Source organism: Pseudoclavibacter sp. RFBI5, from assembly GCF_002931395.1.
Classification (GTDB): Bacteria; Actinomycetota; Actinomycetes; order Actinomycetales; family Microbacteriaceae; genus Pseudoclavibacter.
The window spans coordinates 198,029-213,570 of sequence record NZ_PSYA01000013.1; the positions used below are offsets into that span (position 1 = coordinate 198,029).

Sequence of the window (15,542 nt, forward strand, 5' to 3'; positions counted from 1 at the left end):
GCGTTGGAACGCCGAGCCGTCGACGAAAGGGCCTAGAAGCCACGTGGAGGAACTCACCAACTGGGTGCTCGACCTGAGGGGCTCCGGCTGGAGCTTCGCGGTCGTGGCGCTCGTGCTGCTCGTCGGCGGCGTCGTCACCTTCCTGCCGAGTCAATCGCTGGTCGTGGCGATCTCCGCCCTCACCGCCGGAGATCAGGGGTGGACGGCCCTCATCAACCTCTTCGGACTCTTCGCGTTCTGCGTCGTCGGCATGGTCCTCGGCGACATCGGCACGTACTGGCTCGCCAGGGGCGTCGGGTTCGGCAAATGGAGCTGGATGAACGGGCGCCGGCTCACGGCCGTGCGAACGCGAGTCGGCGATCAGCTGAAGACCCGTCCGAAGTGGGTCATGGTCACCGTGCGGCTCCTGCCGCTTGGGCGCATCGCGACGGTGCTCGCCGCATCCGACGCCCGGATGCCGATGCCCACCTTCCTTCCGCTTTCCGTGCTCGCGAGTGCCGTGTGGGTTGGCTACGCGGTGGTGATCGGCGCCGTGTTCGGCTCGTTCAGCACGGACAACCCGCTGCTCATGATGGTGCTCGCCGTGGTCACGGCCATTGCTCTTGGCCTTCTCGCGCAGGTGGTCAACGGCTGGCTCGAGAAGCTCACCGACCGCCGGAAGGCCGACGTCGCAAGCTAGGTGGACCCCCGACCCCGGAGTCCGAGAGTCTGCGGGATGCAGAACGCGCTTCGCTGAGAGGCGTTTCCCTCAAGGACGCGAGTTCCGTATCCCGAGACTGCCCGGCTGTCGACGGTCGGAGCGGTGGAGCTGGGCTCCGCCTGCCTACGCGGCGTCGGTCTTGCCGCGGAGCTCGGCGAGCTCGCGGCCGGACTCCACCGCCTTCGTCTCGGCTTCGGACTTGAGGTCGGCGGCGAGGTCGGCGAACTGGTCGAGTGCCGGGTTGACGCCCACGAGCGTGAAGGGACGCTGCACGACGCGGAGGTCGAGGCCCCATGCGTCCTGGAGCAGACGGGTGAGGTACGGCGTGGAGTGGTCCCAGCCTTCCTTCGGGGTGCCCTCGTCGTAGTTGCCACCGAGGACGGTCGCGAGGGTTGCGGGCTTCCCGGCGAGCGTCGTGCTTCCAGCGTTGGTGCGCGGGTCGGTGTAGGCGAGGTCGAACCAGAGCTTGAAGTGCTGCGAGATGCCGTAGTTGTAGAGCGGCACGGTGAAGAGCAGGGCGTCGGCCGCGATGATCTCGTCGGCCAGCTGCGCTGCCAGGGCGACAGCGGCGCGCTGCTCCTCGGTGCGGTCGTCCTCGGGCGTGAAGCCAGCGTAGACGGCGTTCTGCCAGGCGTCGGCGGGGATGGGCGACTCGATGAGGTTGCGGCGTGTGACGACCGAGTCGGGGTGTGCCTGGGTCCACTCGGCCTCGACGAGGTCGCCGAGCGCGCGGCTGGCGGAGGTGGCGGGGAGCAGGCTGGCATCGATACGGAGAAGGGACATGCGGGGCTCCTTGAAATTTCACAGAGTCGCTATGAAAACCAGAGCGACTCTGTGCAGATTAGCACGGGTACACTGGCGGCATGGCAGAGAAAGCGCAGGAGCACGGCGCCGCGGAATGCGACGGCGCCATCTCGCTCGCCTTCACGCTGCTTGGCAAGCGCTGGAACGGCATGATCATCGATGTGCTCGGCTCGCAGCCCCTCACCTTCGTCGCCCTGCGCCGTGCGGTGACGGGCATCAGCGACGCGGTCCTCTCCGACCGCCTGACCGAGCTCGCCGGGGCCGGACTCGTCGCGCGCACCGTCAACGACGGCCCGCCGGTCTCGGTCAGCTACGAGCTCACGACGGCAGGTCAGCGCCTCATTCCGGTGCTCAAGCAGCTCGGCACGTGGGCTTCGGAGAACCTCGAGCACGCCCCGCTGGCCTGATCCAGCGTCAGTCGCCCTCGAATCAGGCGTCACCCCGCACGCGCACGACCGTTCGCCCGCGCACCGTCCCATCGAGGATGGGCTGCGCGACCTCGATCGCCTCCTCGAGGGCGACGACTTCGGTCATCGACTCGAGCAGTTCGCTGTCGAGCTCGAGGAGCCTGTTCCAGGCCTCGGCCCGCACCTCCAGGCTCTGCACGACCGAGTTGATGCCGCGCAGCGTCACGCCGCGCAGGATGAACGGCAGGACCGTCGTCGGCAGGTCGGTACCCTGCGCCAGCCCGCACGCCGTCACCAGCCCTTCTCGTCTCGTCTGCGCGATCACGTTCGCGAGGGTCGTCGAGCCGACCGCGTCAATGGCCCCGGCCCAGCGCTCCGTCTGCAGTCCCTTGCCCGGCGCATCGGAGAGCACGTGCCGGTCGATGATCTCGGCCGCGCCGAGGCGGCGCAGGTAGTCACCCTCCTCGTCACCGCGGCCAGTGGATGCGACGACCCGGTAGCCGAGTCCCGCCAGCAGGGCGATCGCCACGCTGCCGACGCCACCCGCCGCACCCGTCACGAGCACATCGCCGTCGCCGGGCGCGACCTGCTTCTCGAGCGCCAGCACCGACAGCATCGCCGTGTACCCGGCAGTGCCGATGGCGGCCCCCTGCAAGAGGGACATCTCCTCGGGTAGGTGGATGAGCGACTCGTCGTCGACGAGGCACAGCCCGGCGAGGCCGCCGTGCCTGCTCTCGCCGAGCCCCGCACCGTTCAGCACGACGCGGTCGCCTGGCACGAAGTTCGGCGTGCGCGACTCCCGAACGACGCCGACGACGTCGATACCCGGGACGAGCACATCCGCTCGACTCACGCCGGGCCTGCCGGCGAGCAGCAGGGCGTCCTTGTAGTTGAGGCTCGAGTAGGCCACGTCGACGAGCACCTGGCCGCGATGGAGGCGGCCGTCGCCGAACAGCTCGTCGCCGAGCTCATCGAACGCGACGTCGATGCGAGGCTTCCCCGCGTCGTCGGTGGACTTCGTCGTCAGGTATCCGCGAACCATGGCGCCATCGTAGGGGGCGCGGATCAGAGCTCCCCAGCATCCGCTGCACGGAGCCGACCGCTCGCCGCTCGCTGCTCTGCTGCTCTGCCGCTCTGCAAGACTGGCTGGCATGATCACGGTCCGCACCTTCACCGAACTCAGTGCCGCCGAGCTCTGGGGCATCCTGCACCTGCGCTCGAGCATCTTCGTCGTCGAGCAGGACTGCGTGTACCTCGACCCGGACACGGCCGACTTCGCCGACGGCACCCTGCATGCGTTCATCGGCGAGGACCCCCTCTACCCGCACAGCTACGCGAGACTCCTCCCCATCGGCTGGCCGGACGAGCACCTGCCGACGCACCTGTCACGCCCCATCGGCAGGGTCGTGACGGCCGAGAGCTCCCGCGGCCTCGGATACTCGGCTCAGATCATCCGCCACCTCGTCGAGATCGCCGAGAGTGAAGGCCTCTCGACCTCCCTCAACGGGCAGGCCCACCTCGAATCCTGGTACGCGAGATTCGGGTTCGAACGATGCGGTGAGAACTTCATGGAGGACGACATTCCCCACGTGCCGATGGTGAAATACACATCGAGCCCTGACTCATGATTTACTCGCTCGTAACAAGCATGAATCAGTTAGTCGCAGTGCCGCGGCTAGCTTGAGATCCGGGCGCCGCTGCGCGGCGCTCGCTCTCTGCTTACGTATAAAGGAGCACCATGAGTAACTTTGCCAAGTCGTCTCCCTCCAGGAAGTTGCGCATCACCACAGGAATCGCCGCCATGAGCGTCGGCGTCTTCATGCTGGCTGCGTGTTCGTCGACGACCGAAGGTGGCAGTCCAGATGCGGAGGGCGATGCTGCCGCTGCCGTCTGTGGGCCCGACACGGCTGCATCCGTAGCCGACGTCACGCCCGTCGACGCACCGACCGCTCAGGAGCGCTCCGAGGCGCTCAAGATCGGCTCGCTGCTTCCGCAGACTGGAACCCTCGCCTTCCTCGGCCCGCCCGAGATCGCGGGTGTCGACCTCGCAGTCGCCGAGATCAACGCCTCGCCGTCCGGTGTGCTCGGCGGGAACATCACCGTCGTCCACCGTGACTCGGGCGACACGTCGACCGACATCGCGACGCAGTCGGTCACCGACCTGCTGAGCCAGAACGTGTCCGCCATCGTCGGCGCGGCATCCTCGGGCGTCTCGATGACGGTCATCGACCAGATCACCGGTGCAGGCGTCGTGCAGATCTCGCCGGCGAACACCTCGGCCGAGTTCTCCACCTACGCCGACAACGGCTTCTACTTCCGCACGGCCCCCTCGGACATCCTCCAGGGACGCGTCAACGGAAACACGATCGTCAACGACGGCAACGCATCCGTCGGCATCATCTACCTGAATGACGCCTACGGCTCGGGCCTCTCCGAGAGCATCACCACAGCAGTCGAGGCTGCTGGCGGCGAGGTCGTCGCGTCTGAAGCCTTCAACGAGGGCGACAGCCAGTTCTCCGCGCAGATCGACGCCGTCACGGCCGCCGACCCCGACGCGATCGCGCTCGTCGCGTTCGACCAGACGGCGACCATCGTTCCGCAGCTCATCGGCACCAAGGGCTTCCCCGCCGACAAGCTCTACATGGTCGACGGCAACATGGCCGACTACTCCGCTGACTTCGAAGAGGGCACGCTGAACTGCGCCAAGGGCACCATCCCCGGTGTCGTCGCCTCCGACGACTTCCGCGCCCAGCTGCTCGGTATCGACCCGGACCTGAAGGACTTCACGTACGGCGCTGAGTCGTACGACGCGGTCATCCTGGCAGCCCTCGCCGCACAGGCCGGCGGTGCCGCTGACCCGGCGACGATCAAGGACAACATGCAGAAGGTCTCCGTAGAGGGTGAGAAGTGCACCACCTACGCCGACTGCGTCGCGCTCCTCGAAGCTGGAACCGACATCGACTACGACGGCGTCTCCGGACCGATCTCGTTCGACGAGAACGGCGACCCGTCAGAGGCAACGATCGGCATCTACCAGTACGGCAACGGCAACACCTACTCCAACATCGGAGAAGAGGCTGGCCAGCTCTAAGCTGACCCGCTGACCGAAGGGCCCGGGATGCACGCATCCCGGGCCCTTTTGTGTGCCCTGGCGGGGCTGGGCTTGGCCCTATCGCATGCCCGAGCCGAGCATCCGCCCGCCCCGATGCCGTCCTCTCCCTCCCCCCTGCACCCCCCGCAAGCAGCCAACGCTGCCCGACGTTTCCCCCTCTGCGGGCCGTCGCAGCGGGGGAAACGCCGGGCAGCGTTTACCTCCCTCCGGGGAGGGGAGCCTTCTGCAGAACCTGGGCGTGGGGAGGCCCCCCGCTGCCCGAGCATCGCTGCCCGCGAGGGCAACCAACACTGCCCGGCGTTTCGCCCCCTGCGCAGTCTGGCAGGGGGCGAAACGCCGGGCAGTGATCGGCTTCGGCTTCGCCTTCGCGGGGGCGCCGGGCCGGGGGCCGGGGCGGATGCTCGCGGCTAGTGGGCCGCGTCGCCGTCCTTCGCCTGTTCGTCGGCCGCGAGCGTGCCGAGGTAGAGGGCGATGACCTTCGGGTCGTTGAGCAGCTCGCGTCCGGTGCCCGTGTACGCGTCCTTGCCCTGGTCGAGCACGTAGGCGCGGTCGCAGATCTGCAGGCAGCGGCGCGCGTTCTGCTCGACCATGATGACGGAGACGCCGGCACGGTTGATCTGGCGCACACGCAGGAACGTCTCGTCCTGACGGACCGGGGAGAGGCCTGCCGACGGCTCGTCGAGGAGCAGCACCGACGGGTCCATCATGAGGGCCCGCGCCATGGCGACCATCTGCCGCTCACCGCCGGAGAGGGAGCTCGCGCGCTGCTTGCGGCGCTTCCCGAGCTCGGGGAAGAGGTCGGCGACGAACTCGAACCGCTCGTTGAAGACCTTGGGCCGCAGGAAGAGCCCCATCTCGAGGTTCTCCTCGATCGTGAGCGACGGGAAGACGTTGTTGTTCTGCGGCACGAGCCCGACGCCCTTGGCGACGAGCTTGTCGGCGCGCAGGCCCGTGATGTCCTCGCCCTTCAGCATGACGCTGCCGCCGCGGATCTTGATCTGCCCGAAGATGGCCTTGAGCACCGTCGACTTGCCGGCGCCATTGGGCCCGATGATGCCGATGAGCTCGCCGGGGTAGGCGTCGATCGAGCATCCGTTGAGGATGTTCACGCCGGGCAGGTAGCCGCCGACGAGGTCGATCGTCGACAGCACAGCGTCGCTTCTGGGGGTCGTCGCTGTCGCAGAACCGGATGCGTTTGGCGTCGTCTCGCTCATTTGCTGTCACTCTCCGTCGTCTCGGTCCCGGGCTTCGTCTCGGCGATCTCCTCGGCGATCGTGGTCGTCCCGAGCACTTCGGCCTCGTACTCGGCCGCCGCTTCGACGCCCTGCTCCTCGGCGATGCGCTCGACTTCCAGCTCCTGGATGTCGAGGTCGCCGAGGTCCTGGTCGTGGTGCGCGCCGAGGTAGGCGTCGATCACGGCCTGGTCCTTCATGACCGTCTCAGGCGGGCCCTCCGCGACGATCTGGCCTTCGGCCATGACGACGACCCAGTCGGAGATGTTCGTGACCATGTGCATGTCGTGCTCGACGAACAGCACCGTGGTGCCGTCGTTCTTGAGCTCCTTGACGTGGCCGAGGAGCGACTGCACGAGGGCCGGGTTGACGCCGGCCATGGGCTCGTCGAGCATGATGAGCTTCGGGCTGCTCATGAGGGCGCGGGCCATCTCGAGGAGCTTGCGCTGTCCGCCGGAGAGGGACGCCGCGTAGTCCTCGCGCTTCGCGTCGAGCTTGAAGCGGGCGAGGAGCTCGTCGGCCTTCTCGGTGATCTCCTTCTCGCGGTCGCGCCAGAGCGGCTTGAACAGCGCGCGCAGCATGCCCTCGCCGCCCTGCTGGTCGGCGCCGAGGAGCATGTTGTCGAGCACCGTCATGCGTCCGAGGGACTTCGTGAGCTGGAAGGTGCGGACCATGCCGGAGCGGGCCACCTTGAAGGCGGGCACGTTGGCAAGGGAGGTGCCGTCGAACGACCACGTGCCCGTGTTGGGCTTGTCGAAGCCCGTCAGCAGGTTGAACATGGTGGTCTTGCCGGCGCCGTTGGGGCCGATGAGCGCCGTGATCTTGCCGCGCGGGATCTCGAGGTGCTGCACATCCACGGCCGTGTTGCCGCCGAACTGGCGGGTGACGCCGTCGGCGATGACGATCGGGTCGACCTTCTTGCAGCCGGGGCCGACCTTGCCGTCGACGAACTCGTGGGTGGGGAGGATGCCCGTTGGGGGGCTCGTCTGCTCAGGCACTGAAGCTCAGCTCCTTCTTGTTTCCGAAGATGCCCTGGGGTCTGAAGACCACCAGCAGCATGAGCGCGATTCCGACGATGATGAAGCGCAGCTGGCCCGCCTGCGTCGTCGAGAGGAAGGTGATCGCGCCCGATTCGATCGCGCCGTACAGGATGCCCTGCGTGAGCGAGAGCACGACCCAGAAGATCATCGCTCCCACGATGGGCCCGAAGATCGTCGCGGCTCCTCCGAGCAGCATGATCGTCCAGATGAAGAACGTGAGACCCGTCGTGTAGTTCGCGGGTTGCACGGCTCTCGGCAGGATGAAGATGATGCCGGCGAGGGAGCCGAGGAGGCCACCCGTGATGAGGGCCTGCATCTTGTAGGCGAAGACGTTCTTGCCGAGGCTGCGCACGGCGTCCTCGTCTTCGCGGATGCCGCGGACGACGCGACCCCACGGGCTGCGCATGAGCGCCCACACGAGGAGGGTCGCGAGGATGACGAGGCCCCAGCCGACGATGCGGGTCCACCAGTCGTAGGCGTTGTAGGTGAAGGGGCCGAAGCCGTAGGTGCCGTCGGGGATCGGGTTGATGGCCGCGAAGGTTCCCTTGAAGCCGTTCAGGCCGTTGGCCGCGCCCGTCACGGGGGTGAGGCCGGTTGTCGTCACGATGTACCGCAGGATCTCGGCGGAGGCGATCGTGACGATGGCCAGGTAGTCGGCGCGCAGCCGCAGCGTCGGGACGCCGAGGATGAACGAGAAGACGATCGAGACGACGATGACGCACAGCACGGCGGCCCAGATGGGCCAGCCGAGGCTGATCGTCGGGATCGCGAACGCGTACGCGCCGAGCAGCATGTACGCGGCCTGGCCGAAGTTGAGGAGGCCGGTGTAGCCGAAGTGGATGCCGAGGCCGATCGCGGCGAGCGCGTAGGCAGCGGTGGTGGGGCTGAGGAGCTCGCCGATGGCGTTGCTCAGGATGTTTGACCAGTCCATGGTTCGTCTCCTAGCCGACTCGCTCGCGGCGGCCGAGAATGCCCTGGGGCCTGACGAGCAGGACCAGGATGAGGATGAGGAGCGCCGCCGCGTACTTGAGGTCGGCGGGGATGAAGAGGGTCGAGAGCTCGACGAAGATGCCGACGACGAGCGAGCCGACGAGGGCGCCGTAGGCGGAGCCGAGGCCACCGAGGGTGACGGCGGCGAACATCAGCAGGAGCACCTGGAAGCCCATGTCCCACGAGGATTGGCGGTAGAGGGCGAGCATGACGCCGGCGAGGGCGGCGAGGCCACCTGCCGTGGTCCACACGATGCGGATGATGCGGTCGACGTTGATGCCGGATGCGCTTGCGAGCGACGGGTTGTCGGACACGGCTCGTGTGGCCTTGCCGACGCGGGTGCGCGTCAGGAACAGGGCCACGAGGAGGAGCGTGACGATCGAGATGCCCATGCTGAGGAGCGAGCCCGTCGTGATGCGCACGGGGCCGAACTCCACGGCTCCGCTGAGGCCCACCGAGCTCATCGGGAGGATCGCCCCGCCGAAGAAGAACTGGTAGAGGTAGCGGAGTGCGAGGCCGAGGCCGATGCTCACGATCATCGCCGGGACGAGGCGCACGCCGCGCTTGCGGAGCGGCTTCCAGAGGGTCGCATCCTGGAGCCAGCCGAAGGCGGCGCCGAGGATCACGACGACGATGATGGCGACGAAGATGTTGAGCCCCATGACGACGGCGAAGAGCCAGGCCATGAGTCCGCCGAAGGTGACGAGCTCGCCGTGGGAGAAGTTGTTCAGCCCGGTGGTGCCGAAGATGAGGGTGATGCCGATCGCGCCGAGCGCGATGAGGAGGCCGAAGTTGAGGCCGGCGACGAGGCGCTCGATGAGCTGCGAGCCGAAGTTGCTGCTCTGCCTCGTGTCCTCTCCGAGTGCGAAGAGGCGTCCGACGTTGGTCGTCGACCATTCGTCCTCGGTGACCTCTGCGGTGGCGCCGTCCTCGTTCCGCAGGTCGATGCCGTCTGGCAGGGTCTCCGTGTCGAGCGTGACCGTGTAGTTGCCTGGGCCTGGGACGGGCACGCGCCAGCGGCCGTCTTCACCCGACTCCACCGTCTCGGAGTAGCCGTCGCCGTCGACGGTGAGCGAGACGCCCGCGACGGGTTCTCCCTCGTAGTTGAGGATGCCGCTGATCGAGTACGGCGACTCCTCATCGACGGGGTCGGCTGCCGCGTTCGCGGGGCCGGCCATCGCGAAGACGCCGAGGAACGCGAAGAGCGACATCGCGAGTGCTGCGAGCATTCGGTGGGTTCGGGTGAGCCGGGAACGCCGGGCGGTCGCTGAGCGCGAACCGGCTGGCGTGAGCGGACTGGGGAGAAGGGGCACGGAGTACCTCCAGTGCGAGTCGGGCTGGGCACGACGACTGAACGAGATTCTGGAACTGCTATTTCTGCAAGCGAGGATTCGCCACTCTGCGAATCTACGGATGGTTTGTATCGGCAATGTTTCACTGCCGCTACACACGATAGCCGTGCGGAAGAGGCTCTGCTCGCAGCCAGGAGCCTCAGCGCGCAATTTTGTTCTACGTCACCACAATTGTGGTGCCTCAGCACGGCACAGTGTGCCGCCACATCCAAGATCTCCGATTTGTGAAGATGTCTTTCGTCTCCGGCGTGTCACCGACCGGATGGTGCCCCCGCCGCGGCACTGAGGCCCGCGGGCGTGTGCTCGGGACAGTGGAGTGCGCGCTCGCCGCAGTCCGCACAGGCGACGAAGCGTTCCCTGCAGGAGGGGTCGCTGCAGTTCTGGGTGCGGTGCGTGGGCCTCTCGCATTCGCGGCAGCGGCCGAGGACGTCGGTGTCGGGGCCGAACTCGAGGTGCTCGCGAGCGTCGAAGACCGCGAGGGAGCCCTTCCAGAGCCCCTCGTTGCCGAACTGCTCCGCGTATCGGACGATGCCGCCGTCGAGCTGGTACACCTCGCTGAAGCCGCGCTTGAGCATGAGCGCTGAGAGGACCTCGCAGCGCACGCCTCCCGTGCAGTAGGTGACGACGGGCTTCGACTTGAGGTCGTCGTACTTGCCCGATTCGAGCTCGGCGATGAAGTCGCGGGTGGTTCCGGTCTCCGGAACGATGGCGCCCTCGAAGCGGCCGATCTGCGCCTCGATCGCGTTGCGGCCGTCGAAGAAGACGATCTCTTCGCGCGATTCGACGAGTGCGTGCAGCTCATCCGGCGCGAGGTGGGTGCCGCCGCCCTTGACGCCGTGCTCGTCGACCTCGAGCTCGCCCGGCGCCCCGAAGCTGACGATCTCGTCGCGCACCTTGACGCTGAGGCGTGGGAAGTCGAGGCTCTGTCCCTGCTCGTCGAGGCCGGTGCCCTCCGACCACTTGTAGTCGGCGTCCTTGAAGGCCGCGTACTCCCGGGTGGTGCGCACGTAGCGCTTGAGCGCGTTCAGCTCGCCGCCGAGGGTGCCGTTGATGCCGTCCTTGGAGATCAGGATGCGCCCACGCAGCCCCAGGGACGCCGCGAGGTCGCGCTGCCAGAGGCGGATCGCCTCCGGGTCGGCGAGGGGCGCGAAGGCGTAGTAGAGCACGATCTTGGGGACAGCCATGAGGACGATTTTAGGTGAGGGGCTCACGCCGAATGTCCGTGGGTCTGCGTACCCTTGCCGCATGCCAGATCGGGTCATGTCGCTCTATCGGCCGGCGTCACCGGTCGATGTGCAGCAGACCCTGTCTCCCCTCATGCGGGGCAGGCGAGATCCGACGTGCTGGGTGCATCCGGTGTCGCGGGACGTGTGGCGCACGTCCCACACGCTGGCGGGAGGCGCGACCACGGTGTTCCGCCAAGCCCGGGAGGGGGTGCGGGTCGTGTCGTGGGGTGCGGCCGCCGAGATCGCGGTCGACGAGGCTCCCACGCTGCTGGGCCGCGACGACGACTGGAGCGAGCTCTGCCTCGACGCCCTGCCGGAGCTGGCGGATGTGCGGCGACGGAACGAGGGGCTGCGGCTCCCGAAGTCGGGCGCGGTGTTCGAGGCGCTGAGCGCGGCGATCATCGAGCAGAAGATCACGGGCCTCGAGGCGCATCGCGCTTGGGACATCCTGCACCGCGACCACGCCGACGCGGCGCCAGGGCCGGCCGGTCTCGTGCCGCGGCACCTGCGCCTGCCGCTCACGCCGGAGCAGTGGCGGCGCATTCCGAGCTGGGACTGGCATCGGGCCGGCGTCGACTACTCGCGGTCCGGAACGGTGATCCGCTCGGCGACGGTCGCGTCGGCACTCGAGCGCACGAGCGGCCTGCCGACGGGGTCGGAGGAGCCGCTCCGCCGTCTTCGCTCGATCGTGGGGGTCGGCGTGTGGACGGCCAACGAGACCGTGCAGCGCTCGCATGGCGACCCTGACGCCCCGAGCTTCAGCGATTACCACATCCCCAACATGGTCGGGTGGGCGCTCGCGGGCTGCGACGTCGACGACGACGGCATGCGGGAGCTGCTCGAGCCGTGGCGCGGACACCGCGAGCGGGTCGTGCGGCTCATCAAGCTCGCGGGCAACCCGCGCCCGAAGCACGGCCCCCGTATGACTGTGCAAGACCACCGCTCCCACTGAGCTCTGCGCCCGGCGTCGACGTGCGCTGACCTTTTCGAGAGGCGTTCGCCCACGGCTGACGGGGTTTTCAGCAAACTTTCTGGCACTCGATGGGGCAGAGTGCTAATTTTCTGCTCAAGGAAGTTGACACCAGTCGACTCAAGTTCACCGCACCGTCTCGCGCTGACGAGCGTGCGTACAAGGAAGGGAAAACGACATGGCACGCGTCTTCGATCCGTTCCAGGAGATGGAACGACTTTTCCAGGGAGCACCGAACAGCCCGCGTTCGATGCCCATCGACCTCTACCGCGAGGCCGACCACTACATCCTCACCGCTGACCTGCCCGGCATCGACCCGAGCTCGATCGACGTCGACCTCGACGGCCAGCAGCTGACGATCCGCGCCGAGCGCAGCACGGTCAACGCCGAGGGCGCCAAGTGGCTCGTCCGTGAGCGCAACGGCGGCAGCTACCTCCGCCAGTTCACGCTCGGCCAGGGGCTCGACACCGAGCGCATCGCGGCGAGCTACGAGCACGGCGTGCTGACCGTGACCGTGCCGGTCAGCGAGCGCGCGAAGCCACGCAAGATCGAGGTCGAGAGCGGCACGAAGGTCGAGACCATCCAGGCCTGAGCGGCCCGGTGATCACCGCTTCGTGATGTGACCTCTGTGACGCAGTGAGGGGCAGCGCCGACTGGCGCTGCCCCTCACTGCGTCGGTAGGTCTGTGGGTCTCTGTGCTCGTCCTCGACTCGCGCTCGCGCCTTCGTTCGCGTCAGGCGGCGTGGAGTCCCGTTCCTGCCTCTTCGGTCTCGCGGGCGAGCTTCGCGGCCGCCGCGTAGCGGGTGCGGAGTGCCGCGTCGGGGGCGGGCTCGAGGCGAGCGATGGTCTCGACGGGCCAGTCCGGACGTGTCCCGGTCGCCACCCAGGCGGCCTGGCGGGCTGCACCGTCGGCGACGTACTCACCCGGTGCCGGGATCTCGACGGGCACGTCGAAGAGCGTCGGCGCGACGGCGCGGACGCCCTCGCTCAGCGCGGCGCCGCCGATGAGCATGACTCGCTTCGCCTCGACGCCGAGCGCACGGTGGGCGTCGAGTGCCTGCGCGAGGCTGCCGAGCATGCCCTCGACTGCGGCCCTGGCGAGGTTCTCGCGGGTGAACGAGCCGCGGGTCATGCCGAGGAGCGACGCGGTCGCATCCGGCAGGTCGGGGGTGCGCTCGCCGTCGAGGTACGGCACAAACGCGAGACCACCAGAGCCCGCGGGTGCGGATGCGGCGAGCCGACCGAACTCCTCATGGTCGACGCCGAGCACCTCGGCGGTCGTGTCGATGACCCGAGCGGCGTTGAGGGTCGCGGACAGGGGAAGGAATGCTCCCGTCGCGTCCGCGAACCCCGCGAGCCCACCGCGGGGGTCGACCACCGGTCGGTCGGCGACGGAGAAGACGGTGCCTGAGGTGCCGATCGAGACGACGACGTCGCCCGCACGCGCGTTGAGGCCGAGCGCCGCACCAGCGTTGTCGCCGGCGCCCGCGGCGACGAGTGCGCCGGCCGGTGTCTTCCCAGCGACCTCGTCCGGTCCGAGCACACGGGGCAGGATGGCGTCGTGGCCGAGCGCCGCGATGAGCAGCTCGCGGTCGTAGTCGAGCGTGAACGGCGACCAGTAGCCGGTCCCCGACGCGTCGGAGCGGTCGGTCGTGAGCTTCGTCAGGTCCGGGCCGAGGGGGCTCTCGCCTGCTGGGCCGTAGCCGAGGAGGCGCCACGTGAGCCAGTCGTGGGGGAGGGCGACGGCCGCGACGCGCGCCGCGTTCTCGGGTTCCGCATCCCGCAGCCAGCGCAGCTTCGTGATCGTGAACGAGGCGACGGGCACGAGTCCCGTGCGCTCGACGAGCGCATCCTGGCCGAACTCGGCGATGAGGTCTCGTGCTGCGCCTGCGCTGCGGGTGTCGTTCCAGAGGAGGGCGTCGCGGACGACGCGGCCCTCGGCGTCGAGGGCGACCATGCCGTGCTGCTGGCCGGCGACGGAGATCGCCGCCACATCGTCGAGCCCGCCGGCGGCCTCGGTCGCGCCCTGGACGGCAGCCCACCAGTTCGCCGGGTCGATCTCCGTGCCGGGGAGGTGAGCTGCGCGCCCCTGGCGGACGAGCGCACCCGTCTCCGCATCGCGGATGACGAGCTTGCAGCTCTGCGTACTCGAGTCGAAGCCGGCGACGAGCATGGTGGTCTGCTTTCTATAGGGCGAGTGCGGTGGTGAGGTTCAGGCGCTGGTCGAGCATGCACGACAGAGCTGGGGCGGATGCACGCGCGTGGTGAGTGCATCCGCCACAGCTCTGTGCGGGGGACGGGGGAACCCGTCAGTCGGTGGGACGTGGGCTAGCCGCGTGCACCCATGAGGTGCTCGAGCGCGAGCTGCTGCAGGCGCACGAAGCCGAAGCCCTTGCCGTTGAAGTACGCGTCGGCGTCGAAGTCCTCGAAGGCGGAGCGGTCAGCGAGGAAGTCGTCGTAGGTCTCGCCGTCGCCGAGCGTGTTCGTGGAGAGCTCGTCGACGCGGGAAGCTGCGAGCGTCTCCTGCACCTCGGGGTCGGCGCGGAAGGCCGCCGCGCGCTCCTTGAGGAGGAGGTAGGTGCGCATGTTCGCTGCCGCCGACTCCCAGACGCCCGTCTCGTCCTCGGTGCGCGAGGGCTTGTAGTCGAAGTGGCGGGGGCCCGTGTAGGTCTGGCCGCCGTTGGGGCCGCCGTTCTCGAGCAGGTCGACGAGCGCGAACGCGTTCTGCAGGTCGCCGTGGCCGAACACGAGGTCCTGGTCGTACTTGATGCCGCGCTGGCCGTTGAGGTCGATGTGGAAGAGCTTGCCCTGGTAGAGGGCCTGCGCGATGCCTGCCGCGAAGTTGAGGCCGGCCATCTGCTCGTGACCGACCTCGGGGTTCACGCCGACGAGCTCCGGGCGCTCGAGGGTCTCGATGAAGGCGAGTGCGTGGCCGACCGTGGGGAGCAGGATGTCGCCGCGGGGCTCGTTCGGCTTCGGCTCGATCGCGAAGCGGATGTTGTAGCCCTTGTCGGTGACGTAGTCGCCGAGGAGGTTGACGGCCTCGCGGTAGCGCTCGAGGGCCTGGCGGATGTCCTTCGCGGAGTCGTACTCCGCACCCTCGCGGCCGCCCCACATGACGAACGTCTCGGCGCCGAGCGACGCGGCGAGGTCGAGGTTGCGGAGCACCTTGCGCAGTGCGAAACGGCGCACGTCGCGGTCGTTGGAGGTGAAGCCGCCGTCCTTGAACACGGGAGCGGAGAAGAGGTTCGTCGTGACCATGGGAACCACGAGCCCGGTCGCATCCAGTGCGCCACGGAGGCGGGAGATCTGCGAGTCGCGGACCTCGTCACTCGAGCCGAACGGGAAGAGGTCGTCGTCGTGGAAGGTGAGGCCGTAAGCGCCGGCTTCTGCGAGCTTCTCGACGACGTGCACGACGTCGAGGTCGGCGCGCGTCGGGCCGCCGAACGGGTCGGTCCCGTTGTAGCCGACGGTCCACAGACCGAATGAGAACTTGTCTGCGGGGGTGGGAGTCAGAGACATGGGAGTCCGTTCTAGGTATCGTCGTTGATAAGTTCCAGAGAGCAACATATAGCACTTCGTTGTGTCACTTCCACCACGAGTTCCGGATGAGACGGGGTTCGGATGGCGCCTGGGGCCAGTTTTGTCACGAATCTGACACGGGGTTGCACAACCTGACCCAAGTGGGTATATGTTTGGCGCGACAACT

General features: G+C 68.1%; 15 protein-coding genes. 6 read left to right on the forward strand and 9 right to left on the reverse strand.

Annotated features, from left to right (window positions below; genetic code table 11):
- Nucleotides 1-43 precede the first annotated feature (43 nt).
- Nucleotides 44-679, forward strand: a complete 636-nt coding sequence (locus C5E06_RS16520) for a DedA family protein (RefSeq protein WP_104300405.1) — start codon at nt 44-46, stop codon at nt 677-679.
- A gap of 144 nt (nt 680-823) precedes the next feature.
- Here C5E06_RS16520 and C5E06_RS16525 read toward each other — a convergent pair whose 3' ends face one another.
- On the reverse strand, nt 824-1,483 hold the full coding sequence (locus tag C5E06_RS16525; RefSeq protein ID WP_104300407.1) for an FMN-dependent NADH-azoreductase: 660 nt from the start codon (nt 1,481-1,483) through the stop codon (nt 824-826).
- A gap of 80 nt (nt 1,484-1,563) precedes the next feature.
- Between C5E06_RS16525 and C5E06_RS16530 the strand changes: the two genes are divergently transcribed.
- The gene (locus C5E06_RS16530; protein ID WP_104307595.1) at nt 1,564-1,911 is read left to right on the forward strand and encodes a helix-turn-helix domain-containing protein; all 348 of its coding nucleotides are present in this window, start codon (nt 1,564-1,566) and stop codon (nt 1,909-1,911) included.
- Nucleotides 1,912-1,933: 22 nt separating this feature from the next.
- Here C5E06_RS16530 and C5E06_RS16535 read toward each other — a convergent pair whose 3' ends face one another.
- On the reverse strand, nt 1,934-2,953 hold the full coding sequence (locus tag C5E06_RS16535) for an acryloyl-CoA reductase (RefSeq protein WP_104307596.1): 1,020 nt from the start codon (nt 2,951-2,953) through the stop codon (nt 1,934-1,936).
- Nucleotides 2,954-3,062: 109 nt separating this feature from the next.
- On the opposite strand from C5E06_RS16535, the gene C5E06_RS16540 reads away from it, so the two are divergent.
- Together C5E06_RS16540 and C5E06_RS16545 are read left to right on the forward strand one after the other, a co-directional pair.
- Complete coding sequence (locus C5E06_RS16540) at nt 3,063-3,539, forward strand: GNAT family N-acetyltransferase (protein WP_104307597.1); 477 nt, start codon at nt 3,063-3,065, stop codon at nt 3,537-3,539.
- A 110-nt stretch (nt 3,540-3,649) separates the two neighbouring features.
- Nucleotides 3,650-5,002 (forward strand): ABC transporter substrate-binding protein, encoded by a 1,353-nt coding sequence (locus C5E06_RS16545; protein ID WP_104244143.1) that lies wholly within the window; start codon nt 3,650-3,652, stop codon nt 5,000-5,002.
- A 428-nt stretch (nt 5,003-5,430) separates the two neighbouring features.
- On the opposite strand, the gene C5E06_RS16550 is transcribed toward C5E06_RS16545, so the two are convergent.
- The 5 genes from C5E06_RS16550 to C5E06_RS16570 all read right to left on the reverse strand — a co-directional run bounded on the left by C5E06_RS16550 (nt 5,431) and on the right by C5E06_RS16570 (nt 10,821).
- Nucleotides 5,431-6,237: an ABC transporter ATP-binding protein gene (locus C5E06_RS16550; RefSeq protein ID WP_104243553.1), complete on the reverse strand. Its 807-nt coding sequence runs from the start codon at nt 6,235-6,237 to the stop codon at nt 5,431-5,433.
- Nucleotides 6,234-7,253, reverse strand: a complete 1,020-nt coding sequence (locus C5E06_RS16555) for an ABC transporter ATP-binding protein (protein WP_181058078.1) — start codon at nt 7,251-7,253, stop codon at nt 6,234-6,236. The genes C5E06_RS16550 and C5E06_RS16555 overlap by 4 nt, the downstream gene beginning before the upstream one ends.
- Nucleotides 7,246-8,226, reverse strand: a complete 981-nt coding sequence (locus C5E06_RS16560; protein WP_104300418.1) for a branched-chain amino acid ABC transporter permease — start codon at nt 8,224-8,226, stop codon at nt 7,246-7,248. Before C5E06_RS16560 ends, C5E06_RS16555 begins: the two co-directional genes overlap by 8 nt.
- Before the next feature lie 10 nt (nt 8,227-8,236).
- Nucleotides 8,237-9,514 carry a branched-chain amino acid ABC transporter permease gene (locus C5E06_RS16565; RefSeq protein WP_104243549.1) on the reverse strand — a complete coding sequence of 426 codons (1,278 nt, stop codon included), beginning with the start codon at nt 9,512-9,514 and terminating at the stop codon, nt 8,237-8,239.
- Between the two features lie 374 nt (nt 9,515-9,888).
- A complete protein-coding gene (locus C5E06_RS16570; protein ID WP_104307598.1) occupies nt 9,889-10,821 on the reverse strand; it encodes a rhodanese-related sulfurtransferase in 933 nt (310 codons plus the stop codon).
- 61 nt (nt 10,822-10,882) lie between these two features.
- Here C5E06_RS16570 and C5E06_RS16575 point away from each other — a divergent pair, with 61 nt between their 5' ends.
- Nucleotides 10,883-11,815 (forward strand): DNA-3-methyladenine glycosylase, encoded by a 933-nt coding sequence (locus C5E06_RS16575; RefSeq protein WP_104307599.1) that lies wholly within the window; start codon nt 10,883-10,885, stop codon nt 11,813-11,815.
- A 196-nt stretch (nt 11,816-12,011) separates the two neighbouring features.
- Nucleotides 12,012-12,425, forward strand: a complete 414-nt coding sequence (locus tag C5E06_RS16580; protein WP_104243543.1) for an Hsp20/alpha crystallin family protein — start codon at nt 12,012-12,014, stop codon at nt 12,423-12,425.
- Nucleotides 12,426-12,566: 141 nt separating this feature from the next.
- On the opposite strand, the gene C5E06_RS16585 is transcribed toward C5E06_RS16580, so the two are convergent.
- Together C5E06_RS16585 and xylA are read right to left on the reverse strand one after the other, a co-directional pair.
- Nucleotides 12,567-14,006 carry a xylulokinase gene (locus C5E06_RS16585; protein ID WP_104307600.1) on the reverse strand — a complete coding sequence of 480 codons (1,440 nt, stop codon included), beginning with the start codon at nt 14,004-14,006 and terminating at the stop codon, nt 12,567-12,569.
- A 155-nt stretch (nt 14,007-14,161) separates the two neighbouring features.
- Nucleotides 14,162-15,355: a xylose isomerase gene (gene xylA, locus C5E06_RS16590; protein ID WP_104307601.1), complete on the reverse strand. Its 1,194-nt coding sequence runs from the start codon at nt 15,353-15,355 to the stop codon at nt 14,162-14,164.
- Between the last annotated feature and the right edge of the window lie 187 nt (nt 15,356-15,542).